The organism is Blastococcus sp. CT_GayMR16, from assembly GCF_004570875.1.
In the GTDB taxonomy this organism is placed as follows: Bacteria; Actinomycetota; Actinomycetes; order Mycobacteriales; family Geodermatophilaceae; genus Blastococcus_B.
Genome location: NZ_SPQK01000002.1, coordinates 248,575 through 268,162, shown reverse-complemented (window position 1 = coordinate 268,162; position 19,588 = coordinate 248,575). Strand labels below are relative to the sequence as shown.

Annotated in this window: 21 protein-coding genes; 4 read left to right on the top strand and 17 right to left on the bottom strand. The window is 73.4% G+C overall.

Features of this window, described 5'->3' with window-relative positions:
* Position 1 precedes the first annotated feature (1 nt).
* The 3 genes from panD to E4P38_RS03960 are packed head-to-tail and all read right to left on the bottom strand — an operon-like array spanning position 2 to position 2,263.
* Complete coding sequence (gene panD / locus E4P38_RS03970) at positions 2-421, bottom strand: aspartate 1-decarboxylase (RefSeq protein ID WP_135130428.1); 420 nt, start codon at positions 419-421, stop codon at positions 2-4.
* Positions 418-1,275: a pantoate--beta-alanine ligase gene (panC, locus tag E4P38_RS03965; RefSeq protein WP_245160765.1), complete on the bottom strand. Its 858-nt coding sequence runs from the start codon at positions 1,273-1,275 to the stop codon at positions 418-420. The genes panD and panC overlap by 4 nt, the downstream gene beginning before the upstream one ends.
* Before the next feature lie 28 nt (positions 1,276-1,303).
* The gene (locus tag E4P38_RS03960; RefSeq protein WP_135130427.1) at positions 1,304-2,263 is read right to left on the bottom strand and encodes a Rossmann-like and DUF2520 domain-containing protein; all 960 of its coding nucleotides are present in this window, start codon (positions 2,261-2,263) and stop codon (positions 1,304-1,306) included.
* 314 nt (positions 2,264-2,577) lie between these two features.
* On the opposite strand from E4P38_RS03960, the gene E4P38_RS03955 reads away from it, so the two are divergent.
* Positions 2,578-3,318: an SDR family oxidoreductase gene (locus tag E4P38_RS03955; protein ID WP_135130623.1), complete on the top strand. Its 741-nt coding sequence runs from the start codon at positions 2,578-2,580 to the stop codon at positions 3,316-3,318.
* A gap of 2 nt (positions 3,319-3,320) precedes the next feature.
* On the opposite strand, the gene E4P38_RS03950 is transcribed toward E4P38_RS03955, so the two are convergent.
* The gene (locus tag E4P38_RS03950; protein ID WP_135130425.1) at positions 3,321-4,946 is read right to left on the bottom strand and encodes a DUF6779 domain-containing protein; all 1,626 of its coding nucleotides are present in this window, start codon (positions 4,944-4,946) and stop codon (positions 3,321-3,323) included.
* A gap of 91 nt (positions 4,947-5,037) precedes the next feature.
* Here E4P38_RS03950 and E4P38_RS03945 point away from each other — a divergent pair, with 91 nt between their 5' ends.
* Positions 5,038-5,643: a DUF1684 domain-containing protein gene (locus tag E4P38_RS03945; protein ID WP_135130424.1), complete on the top strand. Its 606-nt coding sequence runs from the start codon at positions 5,038-5,040 to the stop codon at positions 5,641-5,643.
* A gap of 48 nt (positions 5,644-5,691) precedes the next feature.
* Here the strand turns inward: E4P38_RS03945 and E4P38_RS03940 are convergent, their stop codons facing one another.
* The 3 genes from E4P38_RS03940 to E4P38_RS03930 form a co-directional block, all read right to left on the bottom strand.
* On the bottom strand, positions 5,692-6,687 hold the full coding sequence (locus E4P38_RS03940; RefSeq protein WP_135130422.1) for a glycine betaine ABC transporter substrate-binding protein: 996 nt from the start codon (positions 6,685-6,687) through the stop codon (positions 5,692-5,694).
* A gap of 147 nt (positions 6,688-6,834) precedes the next feature.
* Complete coding sequence (locus tag E4P38_RS03935; RefSeq protein WP_135130420.1) at positions 6,835-7,569, bottom strand: ABC transporter permease; 735 nt, start codon at positions 7,567-7,569, stop codon at positions 6,835-6,837.
* Positions 7,566-8,243, bottom strand: a complete 678-nt coding sequence (locus tag E4P38_RS03930; RefSeq protein ID WP_135130418.1) for an ABC transporter permease subunit — start codon at positions 8,241-8,243, stop codon at positions 7,566-7,568. The genes E4P38_RS03935 and E4P38_RS03930 overlap by 4 nt, the downstream gene beginning before the upstream one ends.
* Positions 8,244-8,299: 56 nt before the next feature.
* Between E4P38_RS03930 and E4P38_RS03925 the strand changes: the two genes are divergently transcribed.
* Positions 8,300-9,493, top strand: coding sequence for an ATP-binding cassette domain-containing protein (locus E4P38_RS03925; protein WP_135130416.1), 1,194 nt, complete (start codon positions 8,300-8,302; stop codon positions 9,491-9,493).
* Between the two features lie 146 nt (positions 9,494-9,639).
* Here E4P38_RS03925 and E4P38_RS03920 read toward each other — a convergent pair whose 3' ends face one another.
* The 10 genes from E4P38_RS03920 to dacB form a co-directional block, all read right to left on the bottom strand.
* Positions 9,640-10,155 (bottom strand): DUF3180 domain-containing protein, encoded by a 516-nt coding sequence (locus E4P38_RS03920; protein ID WP_135130415.1) that lies wholly within the window; start codon positions 10,153-10,155, stop codon positions 9,640-9,642.
* Positions 10,152-10,655, bottom strand: a complete 504-nt coding sequence (folK, locus tag E4P38_RS03915) for a 2-amino-4-hydroxy-6-hydroxymethyldihydropteridine diphosphokinase (RefSeq protein ID WP_135130414.1) — start codon at positions 10,653-10,655, stop codon at positions 10,152-10,154. The genes E4P38_RS03920 and folK overlap by 4 nt, the downstream gene beginning before the upstream one ends.
* Positions 10,652-11,041 carry a dihydroneopterin aldolase gene (folB, locus tag E4P38_RS03910; protein WP_135130412.1) on the bottom strand — a complete coding sequence of 130 codons (390 nt, stop codon included), beginning with the start codon at positions 11,039-11,041 and terminating at the stop codon, positions 10,652-10,654. Before folB ends, folK begins: the two co-directional genes overlap by 4 nt.
* Positions 11,034-11,882 (bottom strand): dihydropteroate synthase, encoded by an 849-nt coding sequence (gene folP / locus E4P38_RS03905; protein WP_167760438.1) that lies wholly within the window; start codon positions 11,880-11,882, stop codon positions 11,034-11,036. Before folP ends, folB begins: the two co-directional genes overlap by 8 nt.
* Positions 11,879-12,496 carry a GTP cyclohydrolase I FolE gene (gene folE / locus E4P38_RS03900; protein ID WP_135130410.1) on the bottom strand — a complete coding sequence of 206 codons (618 nt, stop codon included), beginning with the start codon at positions 12,494-12,496 and terminating at the stop codon, positions 11,879-11,881. Before folE ends, folP begins: the two co-directional genes overlap by 4 nt.
* On the bottom strand, positions 12,493-14,493 hold the full coding sequence (gene ftsH, locus E4P38_RS03895; protein WP_135130408.1) for an ATP-dependent zinc metalloprotease FtsH: 2,001 nt from the start codon (positions 14,491-14,493) through the stop codon (positions 12,493-12,495). The genes folE and ftsH overlap by 4 nt, the downstream gene beginning before the upstream one ends.
* 337 nt (positions 14,494-14,830) lie before the next feature.
* Positions 14,831-15,415, bottom strand: a complete 585-nt coding sequence (gene hpt / locus E4P38_RS03890; RefSeq protein ID WP_348633775.1) for a hypoxanthine phosphoribosyltransferase — start codon at positions 15,413-15,415, stop codon at positions 14,831-14,833.
* Complete coding sequence (tilS, locus tag E4P38_RS03885; RefSeq protein WP_135130406.1) at positions 15,412-16,419, bottom strand: tRNA lysidine(34) synthetase TilS; 1,008 nt, start codon at positions 16,417-16,419, stop codon at positions 15,412-15,414. Before tilS ends, hpt begins: the two co-directional genes overlap by 4 nt.
* A gap of 19 nt (positions 16,420-16,438) precedes the next feature.
* The gene (locus E4P38_RS03880) at positions 16,439-17,521 is read right to left on the bottom strand and encodes a zinc-dependent metalloprotease (RefSeq protein ID WP_135130404.1); all 1,083 of its coding nucleotides are present in this window, start codon (positions 17,519-17,521) and stop codon (positions 16,439-16,441) included.
* A 30-nt stretch (positions 17,522-17,551) separates the two neighbouring features.
* A complete protein-coding gene (dacB, locus tag E4P38_RS03875) occupies positions 17,552-18,901 on the bottom strand; it encodes a D-alanyl-D-alanine carboxypeptidase/D-alanyl-D-alanine-endopeptidase (RefSeq protein WP_245160764.1) in 1,350 nt (449 codons plus the stop codon).
* A 128-nt stretch (positions 18,902-19,029) separates the two neighbouring features.
* Between dacB and E4P38_RS03870 the strand changes: the two genes are divergently transcribed.
* Positions 19,030-19,524, top strand: coding sequence for an inorganic diphosphatase (locus E4P38_RS03870; RefSeq protein ID WP_135130401.1), 495 nt, complete (start codon positions 19,030-19,032; stop codon positions 19,522-19,524).
* The last annotated feature ends 64 nt before the right edge of the window (positions 19,525-19,588 follow it).

Sequence of the window (19,588 nt, the reverse complement as noted above, 5' to 3'; positions counted from 1 at the left end):
CTCAGCGTTCGACGACGTCGCCGCGCCGCTGGCCCTGCACGCCCGGGGACGGCGCGGCCGGGTCGCCGCCGAGCTCGACGATGCGGTTGGCGCCGTCGACGTGGACGACGCGCGGGATGTAGCTCTTCGCCTCGGTCTCGTCCATGACGCCGTAGCTGATCATGATCACCAGGTCGCCCGGGTGCACGAGGTGCGCGGCCGCCCCGTTGATGCCGATGACGCCGGTCCCCCGCTCGCCCGGGATCACGTAGGTCTCGAGGCGGGCGCCGTTGGTGACGTCGACGATGGCCACCTGCTCGCCGGGCAGCAGGTCGGCGGCGTCGAGGAGGTCCTCGTCGATGGTCACCGAGCCCACGTAGTGCAGGTCGGCCTGGGTCACCGTGGCGCGGTGGATCTTGGACTTGAGCATGGTGCGCATCATCGGGTTGCTCCCAGGTCGACGGGGACGTTGTCGAGAAGTCGGGTGGTGCCGGCGCGGGCAGCGACCAGCAGGCGGGCGGGGCCGGAGGCGGGCGCCGGTCCGAGGTGGGTATCGGTGAGTTCGAGGTAGTCCTGAAGGAGCGACGGCTCGGCGGCCAGCACCGTCCGCGCGGCCGCCAGCACCGCATCGGGACCCTCGGGGCCGGCGGCAGCCCCGGCGCGCAGCGCCGCCGAGATCGTCGCGGCCGCGGACCGCTGCTCGGGGGCCAGGTAGCGGTTGCGGCTGGACAGGGCCATGCCGTCGTCCTCGCGGACCGTGGGCACCCCGACGACCTCGACACCGAGGGCGAGTTCGGCCGCCATGGCGCGGATGAGGGTGAGCTGCTGGTAGTCCTTCTCGCCGAAGAGCGCGAAGTCGGGGCGCACCAGTCCGAACAGCTTGGCGACGACGGTCAGGACGCCGGCGAAGTGACCGGGACGGACGGCGCCCTCCAGCACCGAGCCCAGCGGACCGGGATCCACGGTGACGCCGAGCGCACCCGGGGGGTAGACGTCGTCCACGTCGGGGTGGAAGACCAGGTCGGTGCCCTCGTCGGCGAGGGCGGCGAGGTCGGCGTCCCAGGTGCGCGGATACCGGTCGTAGTCCTCACCGGGCGCGAACTGGGTCGGGTTGACGAAGACCGAGACGACGACGCTCGACGCCCGCTCGCGCGCGGCCCGGACGAGCGTCCGGTGCCCCTCGTGCAGCGCGCCCATGGTCGGCACCAGCGCCACCGGGCCGGGCAGCGCGTCGCGGAGCCGGCGGAGCTCGCCGACCGACTCGGCGACGGCGGGGCGGTGCACGACGGCGCTCACAGCGAGCCCACCGGTAGCAGGACCACGTTCACCCCTCCGCTCGCTCGCTCGCGAGGGAACCCGGAACGTGGCCGTCGAAAAGATCCAGCAGCGGGGCGCCCTCGTGCCGCTTGAGCCGGCCGGCGGCCAGCGCGCGTTCGGTGGTGCGCCGGGCCATGGCGACGTAGGCGTCGACGGAGTCGGGCGCCTGCTCGGTGAGCGTCTCGAGGTGGTCGCGGACGGTGCCGACGTCGCCCCGGCTGACCGGCCCGGTGAGCGCCCGGTCCCCGCGGCGCAGCCCGTTGTCCAGGGCCGCGGTCAGGAGGGGCCCGAGCACGCGGGCGGCGTCGGTCACGCCGGCGGCCCGGAGCATGTCGGCGGCCTCGGCGACCAGGGTGACCAGGTGGTTGGCACCGGTGACCAGGGCCGCGTGGTAGAGCCGACGGTCGGCCTCCGCGACGAAGAAGGGCTCCCCGCCCATCTCCAGGACCAGGGTCTCGGCGACCGCCCGGTGGGCGGGGTGGCTGGTCACGCCGAACGGAGCGCCGACGAGGCGGTCGGCGTCCTCGGGGGTGCCGGTGAACGTCATGGCCGGGTGCAGCGCCAGCGGGAGGACGCCGGCCAGCTCCGCGGCGGCGAGCACGGCCAGGCCGTGCGCGCCGGAGGTGTGGAAGGTCATCTGACCCGCGCGCCAGACCCCGGTCTCGGCCAGGCCGGCGACGAGACCGGGCAGGGTGTCGTCGGGGACGGCGAGGACGACCAGGTCGGAGGCGGCGACGACCTCGTCGGTGTGCAGCAAGGGGACGCCGGGCAGCAGGCGGGCGGCCCGCTCGGCGGAGGCGGCGGACAGGCCCGCGGCGGCGACGACCTCGTGTCCGGCTGCGGCGAGCGCCGCGCCCAGGACGGCGCCGACCCGTCCGGCGCCCACGATGCCCACGCGCAGGCGGGCGGGAGCGGCGGCAGCGGGCGGTAGACCGGCAGCGCGGAGCGTCCTGCGGGAAGCAGGCATCGATGCACCTCTCGTTCCAGTCCCTGTCGGGTACCGGACGTCGGGAGTGGCCCACGCCGTCGTGGGTCACTGTCGTGCTGGTGGTGCGGTCGCGCGGTAGAGCTGTGTTGCGATGGCGCCGTCCCGCTGCAACCGGATGTGTCGCGCAGGTTGACCGCCGAAGGCGAGTGTGTGACCGCTCCGGGCGCCCCGCAACGTCTGACGCCTGTGGCGTCGCTCACCCGACCTCGGGAAACCCCCCGATCGGGGTGGTCGCGCCGCCCCTACCGTGGACGTGACGCATCGGGCGAGGACAGGAGCACAGCGTGGGGACGATGGATGGGCGGACCGCCCTGGTGACCGGCGGCAGCCGTGGCATCGGGCTGGCGATCGCGCAGAGCCTGGTGGACCGGGGGGCGCGGGTCGTCCTGACCGCGCGCAAGCCCGAGGCGCTGGCGGCGGCGGTCGAGTCGCTGGGCGGACCGTCGGCGGCGGTCGCGGTCGCGGGCAACGCGGGCGACGCCGCGCACCGGGCCGAGGCGGTCCGGACGGCGGTCGACACCTTCGGCAGCCTGGACATGCTGGTGGGCAACGTCGGCGTGAACCCCGTCTACGGACCGATGGTCGACCTGGACCTCGGCGCCTTCCGCAAGATCCTCGACACCAACGTCGTCTCCTCCCTCGGTCTGGTGCAGGAGGCGTGGCGGGCCTGGATGGCCGAGCACGGCGGGTCGGTCCTGTTCGTCGCCTCGGTGGCCGGTCTGCGCTCGTCGGAGAACATCGGCGCGTACGGGGTGAGCAAGGCCGCCGTCATCAATCTCACCACCCAGCTCGCCGTCGAACTCGGACCGAGGGTGCGCGTCAACGCGGTTGCACCGGCCGTGGTGAAGACCCGGTTCGCCGAGGCGCTGTACGAGGGCCGCGAGGAGGAGGTGGCTGCCGGCTACCCGGCCGGCCGGCTGGGGGTGCCGGAGGACATCGGCGAGGCCGCGGCCTACCTGCTCGGCGATGGCGCCGGCTGGGTCACCGGTCAGACGCTGGTGCTCGACGGCGGACGGCTCTCCGTCGGTCGCTGAGCTCAGTTCCGGCCGAGCACCCGGGCCAGGACGTCGTCGGGCTCGTCCTCGTCGCGGTAGCGGCGGCGCCGGCGCCCACCGGGGGCCGGGGTGACGCCGTTCTCGGCCAGGATCTCGGCCAGCCGGGTGTCCTGCGTCGTGGGCTCGTCCGGTTCCTCGCGGACGGCGACGCGGTATCCCCCGCGGTCGTCGATCCGCAGGCCAGGCTTCGCGCGAGGGACGGCGGGCCGCTGCATGGTCGGGGCGGCCGCGGGATCGACCGGGTCCGCGGAGAGGCCGTCGTCCCGGCGGCGGCGGTGCGGCACCGGCCGCTGCGACGGCGACGTCTGCGGGTCCAGCTGCGAACGCGCGGCCAGCCACTCCAGGGGCGACGGCAGCGGCTCGACCGGCGGCGGCGTGAGCGTGGTCGGCGGCGGGACGGCCGGACGAGCGGGGGCGACGTCGGCGGCCCGGTACGAGGGCGACATCGGGAAGGCCGACGTCGGCGGCGCCGCGGGGCTCTCGTGCGCACCGTGCCGGCCGGCGTGCGCGCCCTCCTCGTGCCGGGCGATCGTGGTCCAGAGGTGCGGGCCGACGGGCTCGTCCCGAACCGGCGGCGGGGTGAACGCCGGGGCGGCAGCGGCGAACGTCGCCGTGGGCGGGACGACAGGCGTCTCCCACGGCGGGGCCGCGGCCGGGAACGTCGCCGTGGGCGGGACGACGGGGGTCTCCCACGGCGGGACCGGCAGCGGGGCATCCCACGGGCGATGCTCGGCCTCCCGGTCCGGGGTACGCCAGGAGCCGGCGGAGGTCGGGACCGGCACCGGCGGGGGCGGTCCGGCGCGCTCGACCCGTACCTGCTCGAACTGCTGGGTCCCGCGGGGCTCGTCGAGGCGGACCGCCGGCCATCCCCCGGTGAGCTCACGGGGCGGGACGTCGTCGGCCCAGCTCGACGTCCCCTCCAGGGCGCGGGACGGGGCGTCGAGCCGGCCCTGGTCGACCGGCATCCGGCTGGCCTGGGTCCGCATGACGATGCGCTCGACCAGCATCTCGCTGGAGAGCTGCTCGGTGAGCTCGGCGCGGAGGCGGCCCATGTCGGCGCGCAGATCGGCCAGCTGGCCCAGTTCCTCGTGCAGCGAGTTCAGCGAGGCGACGTCGTCCCGCAGCGCGGCGACCCGCGCCACCTCGTCGCGCAGCGAGGTCAGCGCCGCGAGGTCACCGCGCAGCTCGGACACCCGGGCGACCTCGTCACGCAGGCTCGCCAGCGCGGCGATGTCCCCGCGCAGCGCGTCGAGCTCGTAGCGCATCGAGTCCTCGGTCTCGCGGCGGAGCTCGTTCTCCAGCTCCAGCTCGTACTCGTGCCGGGCGGCGACCTCCCGCTCGAGCTCGAGTTCGTAGGCGCGGCGCAGCTCCAGCTCCCGGGCCGCGGCGGCCGCCCGGTCGGTGCCGCGGCGACCTGCGGCGAAGGCGGCCAGAACGAAGGCCCAGGCCACCGCCACGACGGCGATCCGGAGGTACTGGGGGTTGTCGGTCAGGAAGACCGCGAGGGTGGCTGCGGCGGCGAGGGCGAACCCGCCGACGAGGGTCAGCGCCGGGGTGCTGAAGCCGCCGGGCCGGGGGGCGACGTCGTCGTCCTCACGGCGGGGCATGGACCCCAGCCTAGCGGCGGAAGCTCTCCGTGCGCGGTCGATCACCGAGGTCGCAGCCGCGTCGTGACCGGACTGCTGCCAGAGTGGCCGCATGACGCTGACGCTGCTCGACTGGCGCCGCCGGGTGAGCGCCCTCTACGCCGGCGCACGGCGCGCGAGCGACCCGGAGTCCGGCTGGCGCACCTGGCGCGACGGTCGCGACGAGTTGTTCGCCACACACCCACACTCGCCGTTGGACGAGGCGGCCCGGGAGGCCTTCCGCGGTCTGCCGTTCGCGCCGTACGACCCTGCCCTGCGGTTCGACGTCGTCGTGGAGCCGGCCGAAGCCCAGCGGCTCGAGGTGCCCACCGCCACCGACGGCGTGGTGCCCTTCGACCGGATCGGCGCGGTACAGCTCGGCGATGTGGGGCGGCTGGACGTGTGGTGGCTGGGCAGCTACGGCGGCGGCGTCTTCCTCCCGTTGCGCGACGGCAGTGCGGGCGGAACGACGTACGGCGGCGGCCGCTACCTGCTGGACACGGTCAAGGGCGCCGACCTGGGCGGGACCGGTGGCCGGCTGGTCGTGGACCTGAACTTCGCCTACCACCCGTCGTGCACCTACGACCCGCGCTGGTCGTGCCCGTTGGCCCCGGAGGGCAACCGGCTGGCGACGCAGGTAGCCGCCGGGGAGCAATTGCCCCCCGGCGGCTACTACTGACGGCCACCCTCCACCCCTCCCGCGCCGAGCTCGGGAGGGGTGGTCCTCCTACTGCGCGAGCGCGCCGTCGGAGCTGAAGACCAGCCCCATCGAGACCTCGCCCTGCTGGATGGCGGCCTTGGTGAGCGGGCCGCCGGTGTCGCCGTACTCCTGGAAGTCGGCGAACTTCAGGCCGTAGGTCTCCTCGAGACCCGGCTGGCAGAACGGGCGCTCGGGGCACTCGGCCGGACCGCCCAGGACCAGCGACCCGTCGCTGCAGGCCTCGGCCAGCTCCGAGAGCGTCTCGACGCCCACCTTGTCTGCGAAGGCCGTGGTGACGGCGAAGGCGTTCTGGTCGACGGCGTCGGACGGCTCACCGAAGGCCAGCCCCGCGGCCTGTGCCAGCGGCTCGAGCGCGGTGAGGGTCTCGTCGACGTCCCCGCTGGCGACCTGCGTGGCGTCGTCACCCTCGAGGAACTCGGTGACGGTGGCGAGGTACTCCGGGAAGGCCTGGATCTCCGTGCCGCCCTTGAGCGCCTCGAGGTAGAGCTCGCGGCTGCCCACCTCGCGGACCGAGGCGTCGAAGCCGGCCGCCGTCAGGACGTCGGCGTAGACGTTGGCCAGGACGGTGGACTCGGTGAAGCCCGCGCCGCCGACGGCGATCGCTCCGCTGCCCTGCTCCAGCCCGTCGGCGACGCCGCTCTCCTCGACCCAGGCGGCGGCGACGTCCTCGGCGCTCTGCCGGTCGACGTCCACGGCCGCGTTCATCTCGACGAGGTCGTCGGTGGTGAGTGCCCCCGATACGGCGTTGAGGGCCGGGAGCAGCGCAGGCTGGCTGTTCGCGGTCTGGGCGTTCACGGCCGGGATGACGTTGTCGGCGTTCTGCAGGTGCTTGTCGTCCTCGAGGACGACGAGCTGGTCGCCGGCGACCGGCGCGCAGGTCTCACCGGACGCCGCGCTGCTGTCGCTGTCACCCCCGGTGCCCGAGGAGCCCGACTCCCCGCACGCCGCGGTCAGCGCGACTGCGATCGCAAGTGGAGCAATGAACCGGAATCGCGCGCGCATGACTGCCCGCCTTCTGTGTCCCGTGCGGCCGTGCGGCCGCGACGCGTGTCTGGCGAGAGGACTCCCGCGCCTTGATCGAACCCCTCCGTTGCACGCAATGCAATCCAGTTGGGCAGGGGTTGCGCTTTCGTTACCGGAGGACGGCGCTCACAGCGGCATCCCGGCGGCCACCGGCTCGGGCTCGGTTCCCACGGGACGGGTGCGGGGCCGCAGGAAGGGGAAGACGCGAGGCCCCGGCGTGACGGCCCAGGTGACGAGCACGAGGGCCAGCTCGGTGAGCAGGGCGAGGGCGGCGATGAGGATCGCTCCGGCGATCATCTGGCCGTAGTCCTGCTGGCCGAAGCCGAGGGCCACGATCCGGCCGAGCCCCCCTCCTGCGACGAGTGCGGCCAGGGACGCCGTCGCCACGACCTGGACCGCCGAGGTGCGCACCCCGGTCATGACCAGCGGCAGCGCGAGCGGCAGGTCGACCCGGCGGATCACCTGCCCCCGGCTCAGGCCCATGGCGCGGGCTGCCTCGCGGACGTCGGCGTCGACCCCGCGGAAGCCGACGAACGTGTTGGTGAGGATCGGCGGGAACGCGAAGACGGCCAGCGCGATCGTGGTGGCCCGTGGGCCGAAGCCGATCGGGCTGACGGCGAACAGGGTGAGCAGCGCCAGCGTCGGGATGGCGCGACTCACGTTGGACAGGACGACGACGACGCCGCCCCCGCGGCCGGAGGTGCCCAGCGCGATGCCGAGCGGGAGGGCGAACAGCAGGGCGGCGAGGACCGCGACCGCGGAGATCGTGAGGTGCTGGACCAGGAGGTCCAGGATCCCGTTGTCGCGGGTCCAGTTGAACGGATCGTTGAGGTAGATCCACGCGTCCCCGAATGCGTTCATGCCCGCACCAGCCGCGCCCAGGGGGTGAGCAGCCGCTCGACGCCGGCCAGCAGCACATCGGCCACCAGCGCCAGGAGCACGCAGCCGAGGGCGCCGGTGACGATCTCGGCGCGGTAGAAGTTCGCGTTGAAGCCGCCGGTGATCAGCTGGCCGAGGCCGCCGTGCCCGACGAGGACGCCGACGGTCGTGAGGGCGACGGTGGAGACGGTCGCGATCCGCAGCCCGGCCATGAAGGCGGGCAGCGCGAGCGGCAGGTCGATCTGCCAGAACAGGCGCAGGTTCCCGTAGCCCATGGCCCGGCCGGCCTCACGGACGTCGTCGGGGACGCCCTGCAGCCCGGCGAGGAAGTTCCGCACGAGGATGACCAGCGAGTACGCCACCAGCCCGATGAGCACGGTGTTCGACGACAGCCCCGTGAACGGGAAGATGAAGGCGAACATGGCCAGCGACGGGATCGTGTAGATCACCGTCGACAGGCCGAGGACGGGGCCGGCGAGGAAGCGGCTGCGGCGGGCCAGGAGCGCCAGCGGCAATGCGATCAGGGCACCGAGGACGACGGCGGAGACGGTGAGCCGCACGTGCTCAGTGAGGTAACGCAGAATGGTGTCCCAGTTGTCGATCACGTAGGAAGGGTCGAACCAGGGGTTCGGCGCCGCGTCCACCGCGAGCGTCACGCCGCCGGACGGACTCGAACCCGCGCTCACCGGGCGCTTTCCAGGAGGGCCACCCCGTGGACGCTACTGCGCAGTCGACCGGATCAGCCAGCGCACCGATCGGCACGGGCGGGGCCGCCGAGATCCGCCTGGAGGGCGTCAGCAAGGTCTACGCCGACGGGACCGTGGGCGTCGCCGAGCTCGACCTCACCTTCGCCGCCGGGGAGCTCACCGTCCTGGTCGGCCCGTCCGGGTGCGGCAAGACGACGACGATGAAGATGATCAACCGGCTGATCGAGCCCTCCACCGGGCGGATCCTGCTCGACGGCGAGGACGTCACCCGCGTGGATCCCGATCAGCTGCGCCGCCGCATCGGCTACGTCATCCAGAGCATCGGGCTGTTCCCGCACCAGACGGTGCGCACCAACATCGGCACGGTCCCGAGACTCCTCGGGTGGAGCAAGTCGCGGATCCAGAGCCGGGTCGACGAGCTCATGGACATCGTCGGCCTCGACCCGGCGCTGCATGCCGACCGCTATCCCGCGCAGCTGTCGGGCGGTCAGCGCCAGCGCGCCGGCGTCGCGCGCGCACTCGCCGCCGACCCCGCGGTGCTCCTGATGGACGAACCGTTCTCCGCCGTCGACCCCGTCGTCCGTGAGCGCCTGCAGTCGGAGTTCCTGCGGCTGCAGGAGACCGTGCGCAAGACCATCGTCTTCGTCACCCACGACATCGAGGAGGCCGTGCGGATCGGCGATCGCATCGCCGTGATGAGCCAGGGCGGGCACGTGGAGCAGTTCGCCACGCCTGCCGACCTCCTGGGCCGGCCGGCCAACGCCTTCGTCGCCGACTTCGTCGGCTCCGACCGCGGGCTCAAGCGGCTGGCGGTGACCGGCATCGACACCGCCGACCTGGAGCGGCCGCCCGTCGTGCACGTCCGCGACGGCGTTGCCGACGCGCGGGCGGCGATGGAGCGGTCGGGCGCCCGCTGGGCCGTCGTCCTCGACGATGCGGAGAACCTGCACGGGTGGCTGTCGGCCGATCGGGCCACCGGGGGCGGCACCGTCGGCTCCGCCGCCCGGCGCATGGAGGCCTGGGTGCCGGTGGACGCGTCGCTGAAGACGGCGATGGCCGTGATGCTCCAGGAGGAGGCGGGCTGGGTCGCGGTGCTCGACGGGGACCGGTTCCTCGGCGTCCTCACCCCGGACTCCCTGCACGCAGCACTTCGCCGATCCGTGGAAGGCACCGTCCCCGAGACCGCCGGCTCGGTGTGATCTGTCGCGCCGAGTGGGGCCCGGAGGGTCCCGCGAAGGCGCGACGGACACGCTCAGCGCAGCAGGGGGACGGCTCCTGGCCGCGGTGTCGTCCGGAGGACGACAGTGTCATAGCCTCCGGCCCCGCACCGGGTCCACGGCGAACTTCAGGCGGAGACGCCCTCGGTGGGATCGCTGTCCTCGGGTGGAACGCGGCAGACCGACTCCAGCCACAGGGCGGCAGCCACCAGCGCGGCGGAGCAGACGATGCCCACCGAGGCGGTGACGGTGTCCGACCCCGCGGCCTGGAGGCGCCGGAGCGCCGGCGCGACGTGGATCAGCACCCCGATCCAGATGCCGGTGAAGACCGCGCCCACGTAGGCGCTGGCCTGGGCGAGCACGGCCAGGCGGGCAACCAGCATCGGCTCCACCGGCCGCACCGGTCCGGTCGGCGGCTTGGCACCGCCACGGATGTGGGCGGCCCGGGCTTCGCGGAGCGCAGTGAGCCGGATGCGGAGCGTCCGGGCACCGAACGCCTCCGCGACGGCGAGCACCGCCAGCGGGAGGGGCAGCCACCAGTCCAGCCGAGGGAGCTCCCCGTAGTAGGCGCGCACCAGCAGCCAGGACGCGACGGCGAGACCGGCGGTCAGGACGACGAGGTCGCGCCGGCGGATGGGGGTCAATGCAGGTGGTCCCAGCGGGTGACCGCCAGCAGGTCGTCGGCGGGCAGCGCGGCGAGCAGGTCGGCGACCCGTCCCCTGCCGGGCAGCACCGCGCCCGGTTCCAGCGTCGCCCACGGCAGCAGGACGAACGCCCGCTCGTGCGCGTGGGGATGCGGCAGCGTCAGCCTCGGGTCGTCGGACAGCACCGGCGTCCCGTCGTCCGCGGTGACCGTGACGATGTCGACGTCGAGGGTGCGCGGGCCCCAGCGCTGCTCGCGGGTGCGGCCGGCCGCCTGCTCCAGCTCGTGGGCCCGGACCAGCCACCCGGAGGCGTCCCGCGGACCGGAGACCACGACGATGGCGTTCAGGTACGGCGGCTGCTCGACCGGACCCCACGGCGGGGTCTCGTAGAGGGTCGAGCGGGCGACCAGCCCGTCGTCCTTGAGGGCCTTGATCGCCGCCCGGATCGCGCCGGCCCGGTCACCGAGATTCGCGCCCAGCGAGAGCACCGCACGACTCACGGGCGTTCCCGGCGGATGGTGACGGTGACGTCGTCGAACGGCACCCCGAGCTCGGCCTGCGGCTTGTGCACGGTGATCTCGACGGCGTCCACCAGGGCGTCGGCCAGGCAGACCATCGCGAGGCGCTGGGCGAGCGTCTCCAGCAGGTTGACCGGCTCGCCGGTCAGGACGGCGTACAGCTTCTGCGCCAGCTCGGCGTAGTTGACGGTCTTGTCGAGGTCGTCCCCCGCCGCCGCCGCGCGCGTGTCGAGCTCCAGGACGGCGTCGACGCGGAACATCTGCCCGCGCTCCCGCTCGAAGGCGTAGACGCCGTGATGGGCGTGGGCGCGCACCCCGCGCAGCGTGATGCGGTCGGGCGTCGGGGAGGCGGGGCGGGGATCAGCCACGGACGGCGCTCCGGGCGGCACGCACGGCCTCGACGGTGCGGACGGCGTCCACCGAGGCGCCCGCGTCGTGCACGCGCACCCCCCACGCGCCGGCCTGCGCGGCCAGGACGGTGGTGGCCAGCGTCGCGTCGTCGCGGAGCTCGGCCGGCCGCACCGCACCGTCGTCGCCGGCCAGCAGGCGGCCGAGGAAGGTCTTGCGGGAGGCGCCGACGAGCACCGGCAGCCCCAGCCCCACGAGCCGGTCGAGCCCGGCCAGCAGGGCCCAGTTGTGCTCGGCGCGCTTGGCGAAGCCGAGCCCGGGGTCGAGCACCAGCTGCTCGGGCGCGACCCCCGCGGCGACGACGTCCTCGACCCGGGCCGTGAGCTCGGCACACACCTCGGTGACGACGTCGCCGTAGCGGGCGGCCGCGTACATCTCCCGGCTGTGACCACGCCAGTGCATGAGCACCCACGGGACGCCGGCGTCGGCGACCAGCTTGGCCATGCCGTCGTCGGCGAGACCGCCGCTGACGTCGTTGACGAGGGTCGCGCCGGACTCGATGGCGGCCTCGGCGACCTCCGACCGGGTGGTGTCGACGCTGGTGCGCACCCCCGCGGCGCTCAGCTCACGGATGACGGGGAGCACGCGGCGGCACTCCTCCTCGGCGTCGACCCGGTCGGCCCCGGGACGGGTGGACTCGCCACCGACGTCCACGTAGTCGGCGCCCGCGGCGTGCATCAGCAGGCCGTGCGCGACCGCAGAGGGGGTGTCGGCGAAGCAGCCGCCGTCGCTGAAGGAGTCCGGGGTGACGTTGAGGACGCCCATCACCACGCACCGACCGGGGCGCGGCAGCGGGATCATCGACGGAGCACGAGGCTCATCGCCTCGCTCCGGGTCGCCGGATTGTCGCGGAAGATGCCGCGCACCGCGGAGGTGACCGTGGTGGCGCCCGGCTTGCGGATGCCGCGCATCGCCATGCACAGGTGCTCGGCCTCGATGACGACCAGCACGCCGCGCGGCTTCAGCACGTCGTTGAGGGCGTCGGCGATCTGGCTGGTCATCCGCTCCTGGACCTGCGGCCGCCGGGCGTAGACGTCCACCAGCCGGGCCAGCTTCGACAGCCCGGTGACCCGGCCGTCCTCACCCGGGATGTAGCCGATGTGCGCGGCCCCGTGGAAGGGCACCAGATGGTGCTCGCAGGTCGAGTACATCGGGATGTCCTTGACCAGGACCATCTCGTCGTGGTTCTCGTCGAACGTGGTGGCCAGGATGTCGTAGGGGTCCTGCCCGAGCCCGCCGAAGGTCTCCGCGTAGGCGCGGGCGACCCGTTGCGGGGTTTCCTGCAGCCCCGGCCGGTCGGGGTCCTCGCCGACGGCGAGCAGCAGCTCGCGGACCGCCGCGGCGGCGCGCGCCTCGTCGATCTTCCGCGGACCCGGCCTTACCGGGTCGGTGGGCTCGGCAGGGACCTCGCTCATCGGGGAGCCGGAGCTCCGACGTCACCGACCGGGGTCGTGTCGTTGGCGGCGTGACCGTTCTGGCCGGCCCGCTCGGACGGGGTCTGCACGGGCGGCTGGTCGGACGGCGTGCGCTTGCCGAAGCCGTTGTAGGGGGCGAGGGAGGGCCGCTTGACGACCGGCGCACAGATGCGCGCCATGTCCTCCTTGGACAGCGTCTCCTTCTCCATCAGCTCGAGCACGAGCTGGTCCAGGACCGGCCGGTACTCGACCAGGATCTCCCAGGCCTCGTCGTGCGCGGCCTCGATCAGCGCCCGGATCTCGGCGTCGATGTCGGCGGCCACCGCCTCGGAGTAGTCCGGCCGGGAGCCCATGTCGCGGCCCAGGAACGGTTCGGCGTCGGTGCTGCCGTACTTGACCGCACCGAGCTTGGCGCTCATGCCGTACTGGGTGACCATCGCGCGGGCCATCGAGGTGGCCTTCTCGATGTCGTTCCCCGCACCCGTGGTCGGCTCGTGGAAGACCAGTTCCTCGGCAGCCCGGCCACCCAGCGCGTACGCCAGCGTGTCGATCATCTCCGAGCGGGTCTGGGTGTACTTGTCCTCGGTCGGCAGCACGAGCGTGTGCCCGAGCGACCGGCCGCGCGGCAGGATCGTCACCTTGTGCACCGGGTCCAGGTTGGGCAGTGCGTGCGCCACCAGGGCGTGCCCGCCCTCGTGGTAGGCGGTGACCTTCTTCTCCTTCTCGCTCATCGCCCGCGTCTTGCGCTCCGGACCGGAGAGCACGCGGTCGATCGCCTCCTCGAGGCTGGCGTCGGTGATCAGCGACCCGTTGTGGCGGGCGGTCAGCAGCGCGGCCTCGTTGAGCACGTTGGCCAGGTCTGCGCCGGTGAAGCCCGGGGTGCGGCGGGCCACGGTCTCCAGGTCGACGTCGGGCGCGAGCGGCTTGCCCTTGGCGTGCACCGACAGGATCGCCTTGCGACCCAGCATGTCCGGCCGATCGACGGCGATCTGCCGGTCGAAGCGGCCCGGGCGCAGCAACGCGGGGTCGAGGATGTCGGGCCGGTTCGTCGCGGCGATCATGATCACGCCGCCCTTGACGTCGAAGCCGTCCATCTCGACGAGCATCTGGTTGAGCGTCTGCTCCCGCTCGTCGTGGCCGCCGCCCATACCGGCGCCGCGGTGCCGCCCGACGGCGTCGATCTCGTCGACGAAGATGATCGCGGGGGCGTTCTGCTTGGCCTGCTCGAACAGGTCGCGCACGCGGCTGGCACCCACACCCACGAACATCTCGACGAAGTCCGAGCCGGAGATCGAGAAGAACGGCACGCCGGCCTCGCCGGCGACGGCGCGGGCGAGGAGCGTCTTGCCGGTTCCGGGCGGGCCGAACAGCAGCACGCCCTTGGGGATCTTCGCGCCCACGGCCTGGAACTTGACCGGGTTCTGCAGGAAGTCCTTGATCTCGTACAACTCCTCGACGGCCTCGTCGGCGCCGGCGACGTCGGCGAACGTCGTCTTGGGAGTGTCCTTGGTGACCTGCTTGGCCTTGGACTTGCCGAAGGCCATGACCCCGCGGCCACCGCCCTGCATGGAGTTGAACAGCCAGAACAGCAGCAGGAGGAGGATCAGGAACGGCAGGAAGCTGACCAGGAGGCTGACGAGGAGGCTGTCCTGGGTGACGTTGGTGTCGAAGTCGACGGCGTCGCTGCCCGTGGAGGTGCCGTCGGCCGAGGTCCCGGACACGATGCCGAAGACGTCGTCGGAGGCACCGAGCGGGTAGGCCGCGGTGACCTTGTCGCTGCCCTCGACGGCCTTCCTCAGCTCGAGGTCGAGCGTCTGTTCCTTGTCGTTGATCGTCGCCGACCGGACGTTGCCGTCCGCGAACTGTTCGAGGGCCGTGGAGGTCGAGACCTCCTGGTAGCCACCGTTGCCGCGGAACAGCGAGGAGAACGTGAGGGCAACGAGGACGACGAGAACGACCCAGAACCACACGGAGCGAAAGATCTTCTTACGTTCCATACACCGATGCCGGGCGCCGGGTTTCCGGCCGGCCCGTCCACCCTCCTGATCGTCCGGGGACGCCGCCTGCGACTGGGGCGAGCACCCCGGCGCTGGGTGCAGCGTCGTCGTGATCGACGGTACACCGGGGCACCTGTGCAACCGCTGGACGCACGCTCGGAATGGCCCGGAGGAGTGGGGCCCGAAGGGTCCCCGACGACGGGTCGAGGCGAGCCGCCCTGCGAGGGTCGTGCTGCGCGGCGGGGCCGGAGGCTCCCCACGTAGTGCGACGGACCGGCTCAGCGCGAGCCGGGGACGGCTCCTGGCCGCGGTCGTCGGCCCGGAGGGCCGACAGATGTCACTGATAGACCTCGGGCTTCAGGGTGGCGATGTAGGGCAGGTCGCGGTAGCGCTCGGCGTAGTCCAGGCCGTAGCCGATGACGAACTCGTTGGGGATGTCGAACCCGATGTACTTCACCGGGACGTCGACCTTGACGGCGTCGGGCTTGCGCAGCAGGGCGCAGACCTCCAGGGACGCCGGTGCGCGGCCGCCGAGGTTCTTCAGCAGCCACGACAGCGTGAGCCCGGAGTCGATGATGTCCTCGAGCACGAGCACGTGCTTGTCGGTGATGTCGCGGTCGAGGTCCTTGAGGATCCGCACGACGCCGGAGGAGCTGGTGGCCGACCCGTAGGAGGAGACGGCCATGAACTCCATCTGCGTCGGCAGCTGCAGTGCCCGCGCGAAGTCGCTCATGAACAGCACCGCGCCCTTGAGGACACCGACCAGCAGGACCTCCTTGCCGGCGTAGTCCGTGGCGATCTGTTCGGCGAGCTCGGCGATCTTGGCCTGGATCTGCTCCTCGCTCAGCAGGACGTGGTCGATGTCCGGGCCGTAGCCGTGGTCGGGACCCAGCGCTCCGGATTTCGTCGCAGGCTCGGTCACGGATCAGGCTCCTCGAGGTCGGGGGTGGCTGGCGGCCCGCCGCCGTGCTGCGCGGGAACCAGCGTCAGGGTGCCAGACGTCCGGACGACACCCGCGCCGCCCGGTAGGTCGACCCGACCCTGCCCCCGCCAGTCGGTGAGCAGCGCGTCGACGGCGGCCAGGTGCACCGCCTGCAGGTCCGGCACGGCGGCTGCGCGCAGCCAGTCGCGGAGCACCCGGCGGCGCAGCGCGGCGGGCAGCGCAGCCGTCTCCCGGGCCGGCAGGCCGCGGTCGCCGGCGAGTTCCTCCAGTGCGGCGCGGGCGAGCCCGTCGAGGAGGTCGAGGTCCTCGCGCAGCAGTCCGGCGGTGCGGGCGAGCGCTGGCGCGACACCGCCGCCGAGCACCTCTTCGAGCAGCGGCAGCGCCTCGGTCCGCAGCCGCACCCGGGTGTAGGCCGGGTCGTCGTTCCACGGGTCGTCCCAGACCGGCAGCTCGAGCGCGGCACAGGCCGTCGATGTGGTCGCGCGCCGGATCCCGAGCAGCGGGCGCCAGAAGGGCGGCCGCTCCGCCACCATCCCGGCCACCGACCGGGGACCCGACCCCCGGCCCAGCCCGAGCAGCACGGTCTCGGCCTGATCGTCGAGGGTGTGCCCCAGGGCGACACGGGCCCCGTGCTCGGCGGCCGCCGTCCGCAGGGCGTCGTAGCGGGCCGTCCGGGCCGCGGCCTCGGGGCCGCCAAGCCGGGCGACCTCCACCCGGACGACGGTGACCGGGGCGAGCCCGAGGTTGCGCAGCAGGGTCGCGGTGGCCTCGGCCCGTTCGTCGGAGCCGGCCTGCAGGCCGTGGTCGACCGTCACGGCGCCGGCCGGTACCCCTGCGCGGGGCGCCTCGAAGGCGATGCCGGCGGCCAGCGCGAGGGAGTCCGCGCCCCCGCTGCAGGCGACGAGCACCGGCTGGTCGGAGGCGGTCAGCGCTGGCCGGACGGCGCTGCGGATCCGCGCGACCGACGGGTCAGGGCCGGTCATGGCGTCGGGCGAGCCGGGGTCAGGCGGGGATGGCCGGGCGGCCGATGACGCGCTCCACCCACAGCTCGGGGGCGGTGAGCTCCTCGAGCCGCGGCAGGTTCGCAGGCCCCTCCCACACGCGGTTGAAGCCCTCCATGCCGACCAGGTCGATGACCCCGCCGACAAAGATCCGACCCTCGGCGTACTGCTTCATCTTCTGCTCCAGACCCAGCAGCCGCCGCAGGACGCGGTCCAGCGGGCCCCGGCCCTTGCGTCGCTGGGCGAACCGCTTGCGCAGGGTCTTCACCGTGGGGACGACGTCCGGACCGACGCCGTCCATGACGTACTCGGCGTGCCCCTCCACGAGGCTCATCACCGCGGTGACCCGGTCGAGGACGGCGCGCTGCGCGGGGTCCTGGATGAGGGCCATCAGCCCCTCCGACTCCCCCTCCCCGCCGCGGATGGCGTCCCCGACGCTGCGGAGGACGTCCTGCAGCCGCTCGCGGAGCACGTCGGACGTGAGGTCGGTGGCCTCCACGAACTCGGCGATCTCGGACTCGAGGTGGCCGCGCAGCCACGGGACCGCGGTGAACTGCAACTGGTGGGTGACCTCGTGGAGGCAGACCCAGAGCCGGAAGTCGGCCGGATCGACGCCGAGCTTCCGCTCGGTGGCGACGATGTTCGGGGCCACCAGGAGCAGGCGGCCTCCCGTGCCGAAGACCTCGTACTGCCCCAGCACGCGTGAGGAGAGGAAGGCCAGCAGCCCGCCGGCCTGCAGTCCCGTGGCGCGCGACCCGATGGCGGTGGCGATCGCCCCGGGCTTGGAGTCCTGCTTCTCCGTGAGCGCCTCGACCAGCGGGTTCAGCAGCGCGGCCATGCCGCTCGTGTTGGCGTCGACCCAGCCGGGGCGGTCGACGACCGCGACCTCGGGGACCGGTCCGCCGGGAACGGGTCGCAGACCGGTCAGCTTCTCGACGTGCGCGACGGCGACGGCGGCCGCCTCGTGCAGCTCACGGACGACGTCCGCGGCCTCGTCACGTGTCGTGGCCGGTCCGGCGCTCATCAGCCGCCGGGCGGTGCGGCCGGCCAGATCCCAGTCGACCATCGAGGAGGCGCTAGTCATCGCCTCACGGTACCCGGTGGAAGGGCCCCGTCACCGACAGCCGCAGGCCGCCAGCGCCGCCGCCACCTCGTCCAGCGCGGCTTCCGCCGCGGCATCGCTGCCCGACCCGTCGGCCACGACGGCGAAGGCGAGCAGCCGCCCGTCGGTGGTCACCACCGTGCCGGCGAGGGCGTGCACCCCGAGCAGCGTGCCGGTCTTGGCGCGGACGGTGCCCGGCGCGCTGCCGGCCTCGCCCCGGTCGAACAGGGTGCCGTCGTAGCCGGCCACCGGGAGCCCGGAGAGGATCGCGGACGTGCCGTCCAGGCTGTCGTCGGCGGCGCCGCCGACCACTGCCGTGAGGACCGAGGCGGGGACGCGGTCCTCACGGGAGAGTCCGCTGCCGTCGGAGAGCGTGACCCCCGTGACGTCGATCCCGGCTTCCCGGAGCGCGTCGGTGACGCCCTGCGCGGCCCCCTCGAAGCTGGCCGGGAGGTCGCGGGCGATGGCCACCTGCCGGGCGAGCGCCTCGGCGAGCATGTTGTCCGACATCGAGAGGGCCTGCTCCACAAGCCGGGAGATCGGCGCGGAGCGGACCGTCGCCAGCGTCTTCGCCCCCGGAGGGGCCTCGCCGAGGACCACCGTGGCGCCGCGCGCGCCCAAGGCGTCGGCCAGCGCGGAGCCGGCGTCCAGACCGGGCTGGCCGCTGCGCGCCGTCGATCCCGGACTGACGCGGGCGCCGTCGACGGCGGTGGCGGTGACCGGGGCGGCGTAGCTGGACGGCGCATCGGCCGTGCCCCAGCCGCTGGCGGTCAGCGGGCCGGTGAACAGCGAACTGTCGACGACGACGCGGGTCACCGCCGTGCCGGCCGGCATCGCAGCGACGACCTGGGTGGCGAGGTCCGCGACCGTCGGCGCCCCCGGGTACGTCTGGGACGGGGCGGTGCGGGAGAGCGTGAGATCGCCGCCGCCGACCAGGACGACCTCACCGGGGGTCGCGCCGGCGACGACCGTCGTCTCCAGGGTGTCCGACGGCTCGAGCGTGGTCAGTGCGGCCGCGGCGGTGAGCAGCTTGGCCGTCGATGCGGGGGTCGCCGGATCGGCGGCGTCCAGGTCGAGGAGGACGTCCTTGGTGGCGACGTCCACGACCTCGGCGGAGACGCCGTCCCCGAGACCGGCCGCCGTGAGCAGCGGGGTCAGCTGGCTGCTGAGGACCGTCGGGTCGGGAGCGGGTGCGTCGCTGGAGAGCGCGGCGAGCACGGGCACCGAGTCGCCGAGGTCGGGCAGCACGGCCTCGGGGACGGCGACGGCGTCGGTGCCGTCGTCCCCACCTCCGCCGGTCAGCAGCACGCCCACGCCGACGATGCCCGCGATGAGCAGCAGGACGAGGCCTATGACCCCCATCGCGAGGCGTCGCCGGAAGCGCCCTGTCTTCGCTGTGACGATCGTCGAACCGCTCGACGCGATGGTGCCCACCCCCTGAGAGGGACCTCCGCCGAATACGCGGGGTCGCCGTGGGTCACACTAAGCGGGTGCAGTTCGACGTGACGGTAGAAATCCCGAAGGGCCAGCGGAACAAGTACGAGCTGGACCATGCCACCGGACGCATCCGCTTGGACCGGATGCTGTTCACCTCCACCCGCTATCCGGCGGACTACGGCTACATCGAGAACACCCTGGGGCAGGACGGCGACCCGCTCGACGCCCTGGTGCTGCTCGAGGAGCCGACGTTCCCCGGATGCCTCATCACCTGCCGGGCCATCGGCATGTTCCGGATGACCGATGAGAAGGGCGGGGACGACAAGGTCCTCACCGTTCCGGCGACGGACCCCCGGCAGGCCCACCTGGTCGACATCTCCGACGTGTCGGAGTTCGACCGGCTGGAGATCCAGCACTTCTTCGAGACCTACAAGGACCTCGAGCCGGGCAAGTCGGTCGAGGGCGCCGAGTGGGTCGGCCGCGAGGCTGCCGAGGCCGAGATCATGGCCTCGATCCAGCGCGCCAAGGACGGGAACTACCACACCTGATCCGGGTCGTCCTGGTCTTCTCGCTCGCCCGGACGGCGGCACACCTCACTGAGGTGTGCCGCCG

Excerpts from the sequence above, each read along its gene's own strand:
- panD (WP_135130428.1), bottom strand. The coding sequence starts at position 421 with ATGATGCGCACCATGCTCAAGTCCAAGATCCACCGCGCCACGGTGACC.
- E4P38_RS03960 (WP_135130427.1), bottom strand. The coding sequence starts at position 2,263 with ATGCCTGCTTCCCGCAGGACGCTCCGCGCTGCCGGTCTACCGCCCGCT.
- E4P38_RS03955 (WP_135130623.1), top strand. The coding sequence starts at position 2,578 with ATGGATGGGCGGACCGCCCTGGTGACCGGCGGCAGCCGTGGCATCGGG.
- E4P38_RS03950 (WP_135130425.1), bottom strand. The coding sequence starts at position 4,946 with ATGCCCCGCCGTGAGGACGACGACGTCGCCCCCCGGCCCGGCGGCTTC.
- E4P38_RS03945 (WP_135130424.1), top strand. The coding sequence starts at position 5,038 with ATGACGCTGACGCTGCTCGACTGGCGCCGCCGGGTGAGCGCCCTCTAC.
- E4P38_RS03940 (WP_135130422.1), bottom strand. The coding sequence starts at position 6,687 with ATGCGCGCGCGATTCCGGTTCATTGCTCCACTTGCGATCGCAGTCGCG.
- E4P38_RS03935 (WP_135130420.1), bottom strand. The coding sequence starts at position 7,569 with ATGAACGCATTCGGGGACGCGTGGATCTACCTCAACGATCCGTTCAAC.
- folP (WP_167760438.1), bottom strand. The coding sequence starts at position 11,882 with ATGATCCCGCTGCCGCGCCCCGGTCGGTGCGTGGTGATGGGCGTCCTC.
- folE (WP_135130410.1), bottom strand. The coding sequence starts at position 12,496 with ATGAGCGAGGTCCCTGCCGAGCCCACCGACCCGGTAAGGCCGGGTCCG.
- ftsH (WP_135130408.1), bottom strand. The coding sequence starts at position 14,493 with ATGGAACGTAAGAAGATCTTTCGCTCCGTGTGGTTCTGGGTCGTTCTC.
- tilS (WP_135130406.1), bottom strand. The coding sequence starts at position 16,419 with ATGACCGGCCCTGACCCGTCGGTCGCGCGGATCCGCAGCGCCGTCCGG.
- E4P38_RS03880 (WP_135130404.1), bottom strand. The coding sequence starts at position 17,521 with ATGACTAGCGCCTCCTCGATGGTCGACTGGGATCTGGCCGGCCGCACC.
- dacB (WP_245160764.1), bottom strand. The coding sequence starts at position 18,901 with ATGGGGGTCATAGGCCTCGTCCTGCTGCTCATCGCGGGCATCGTCGGC.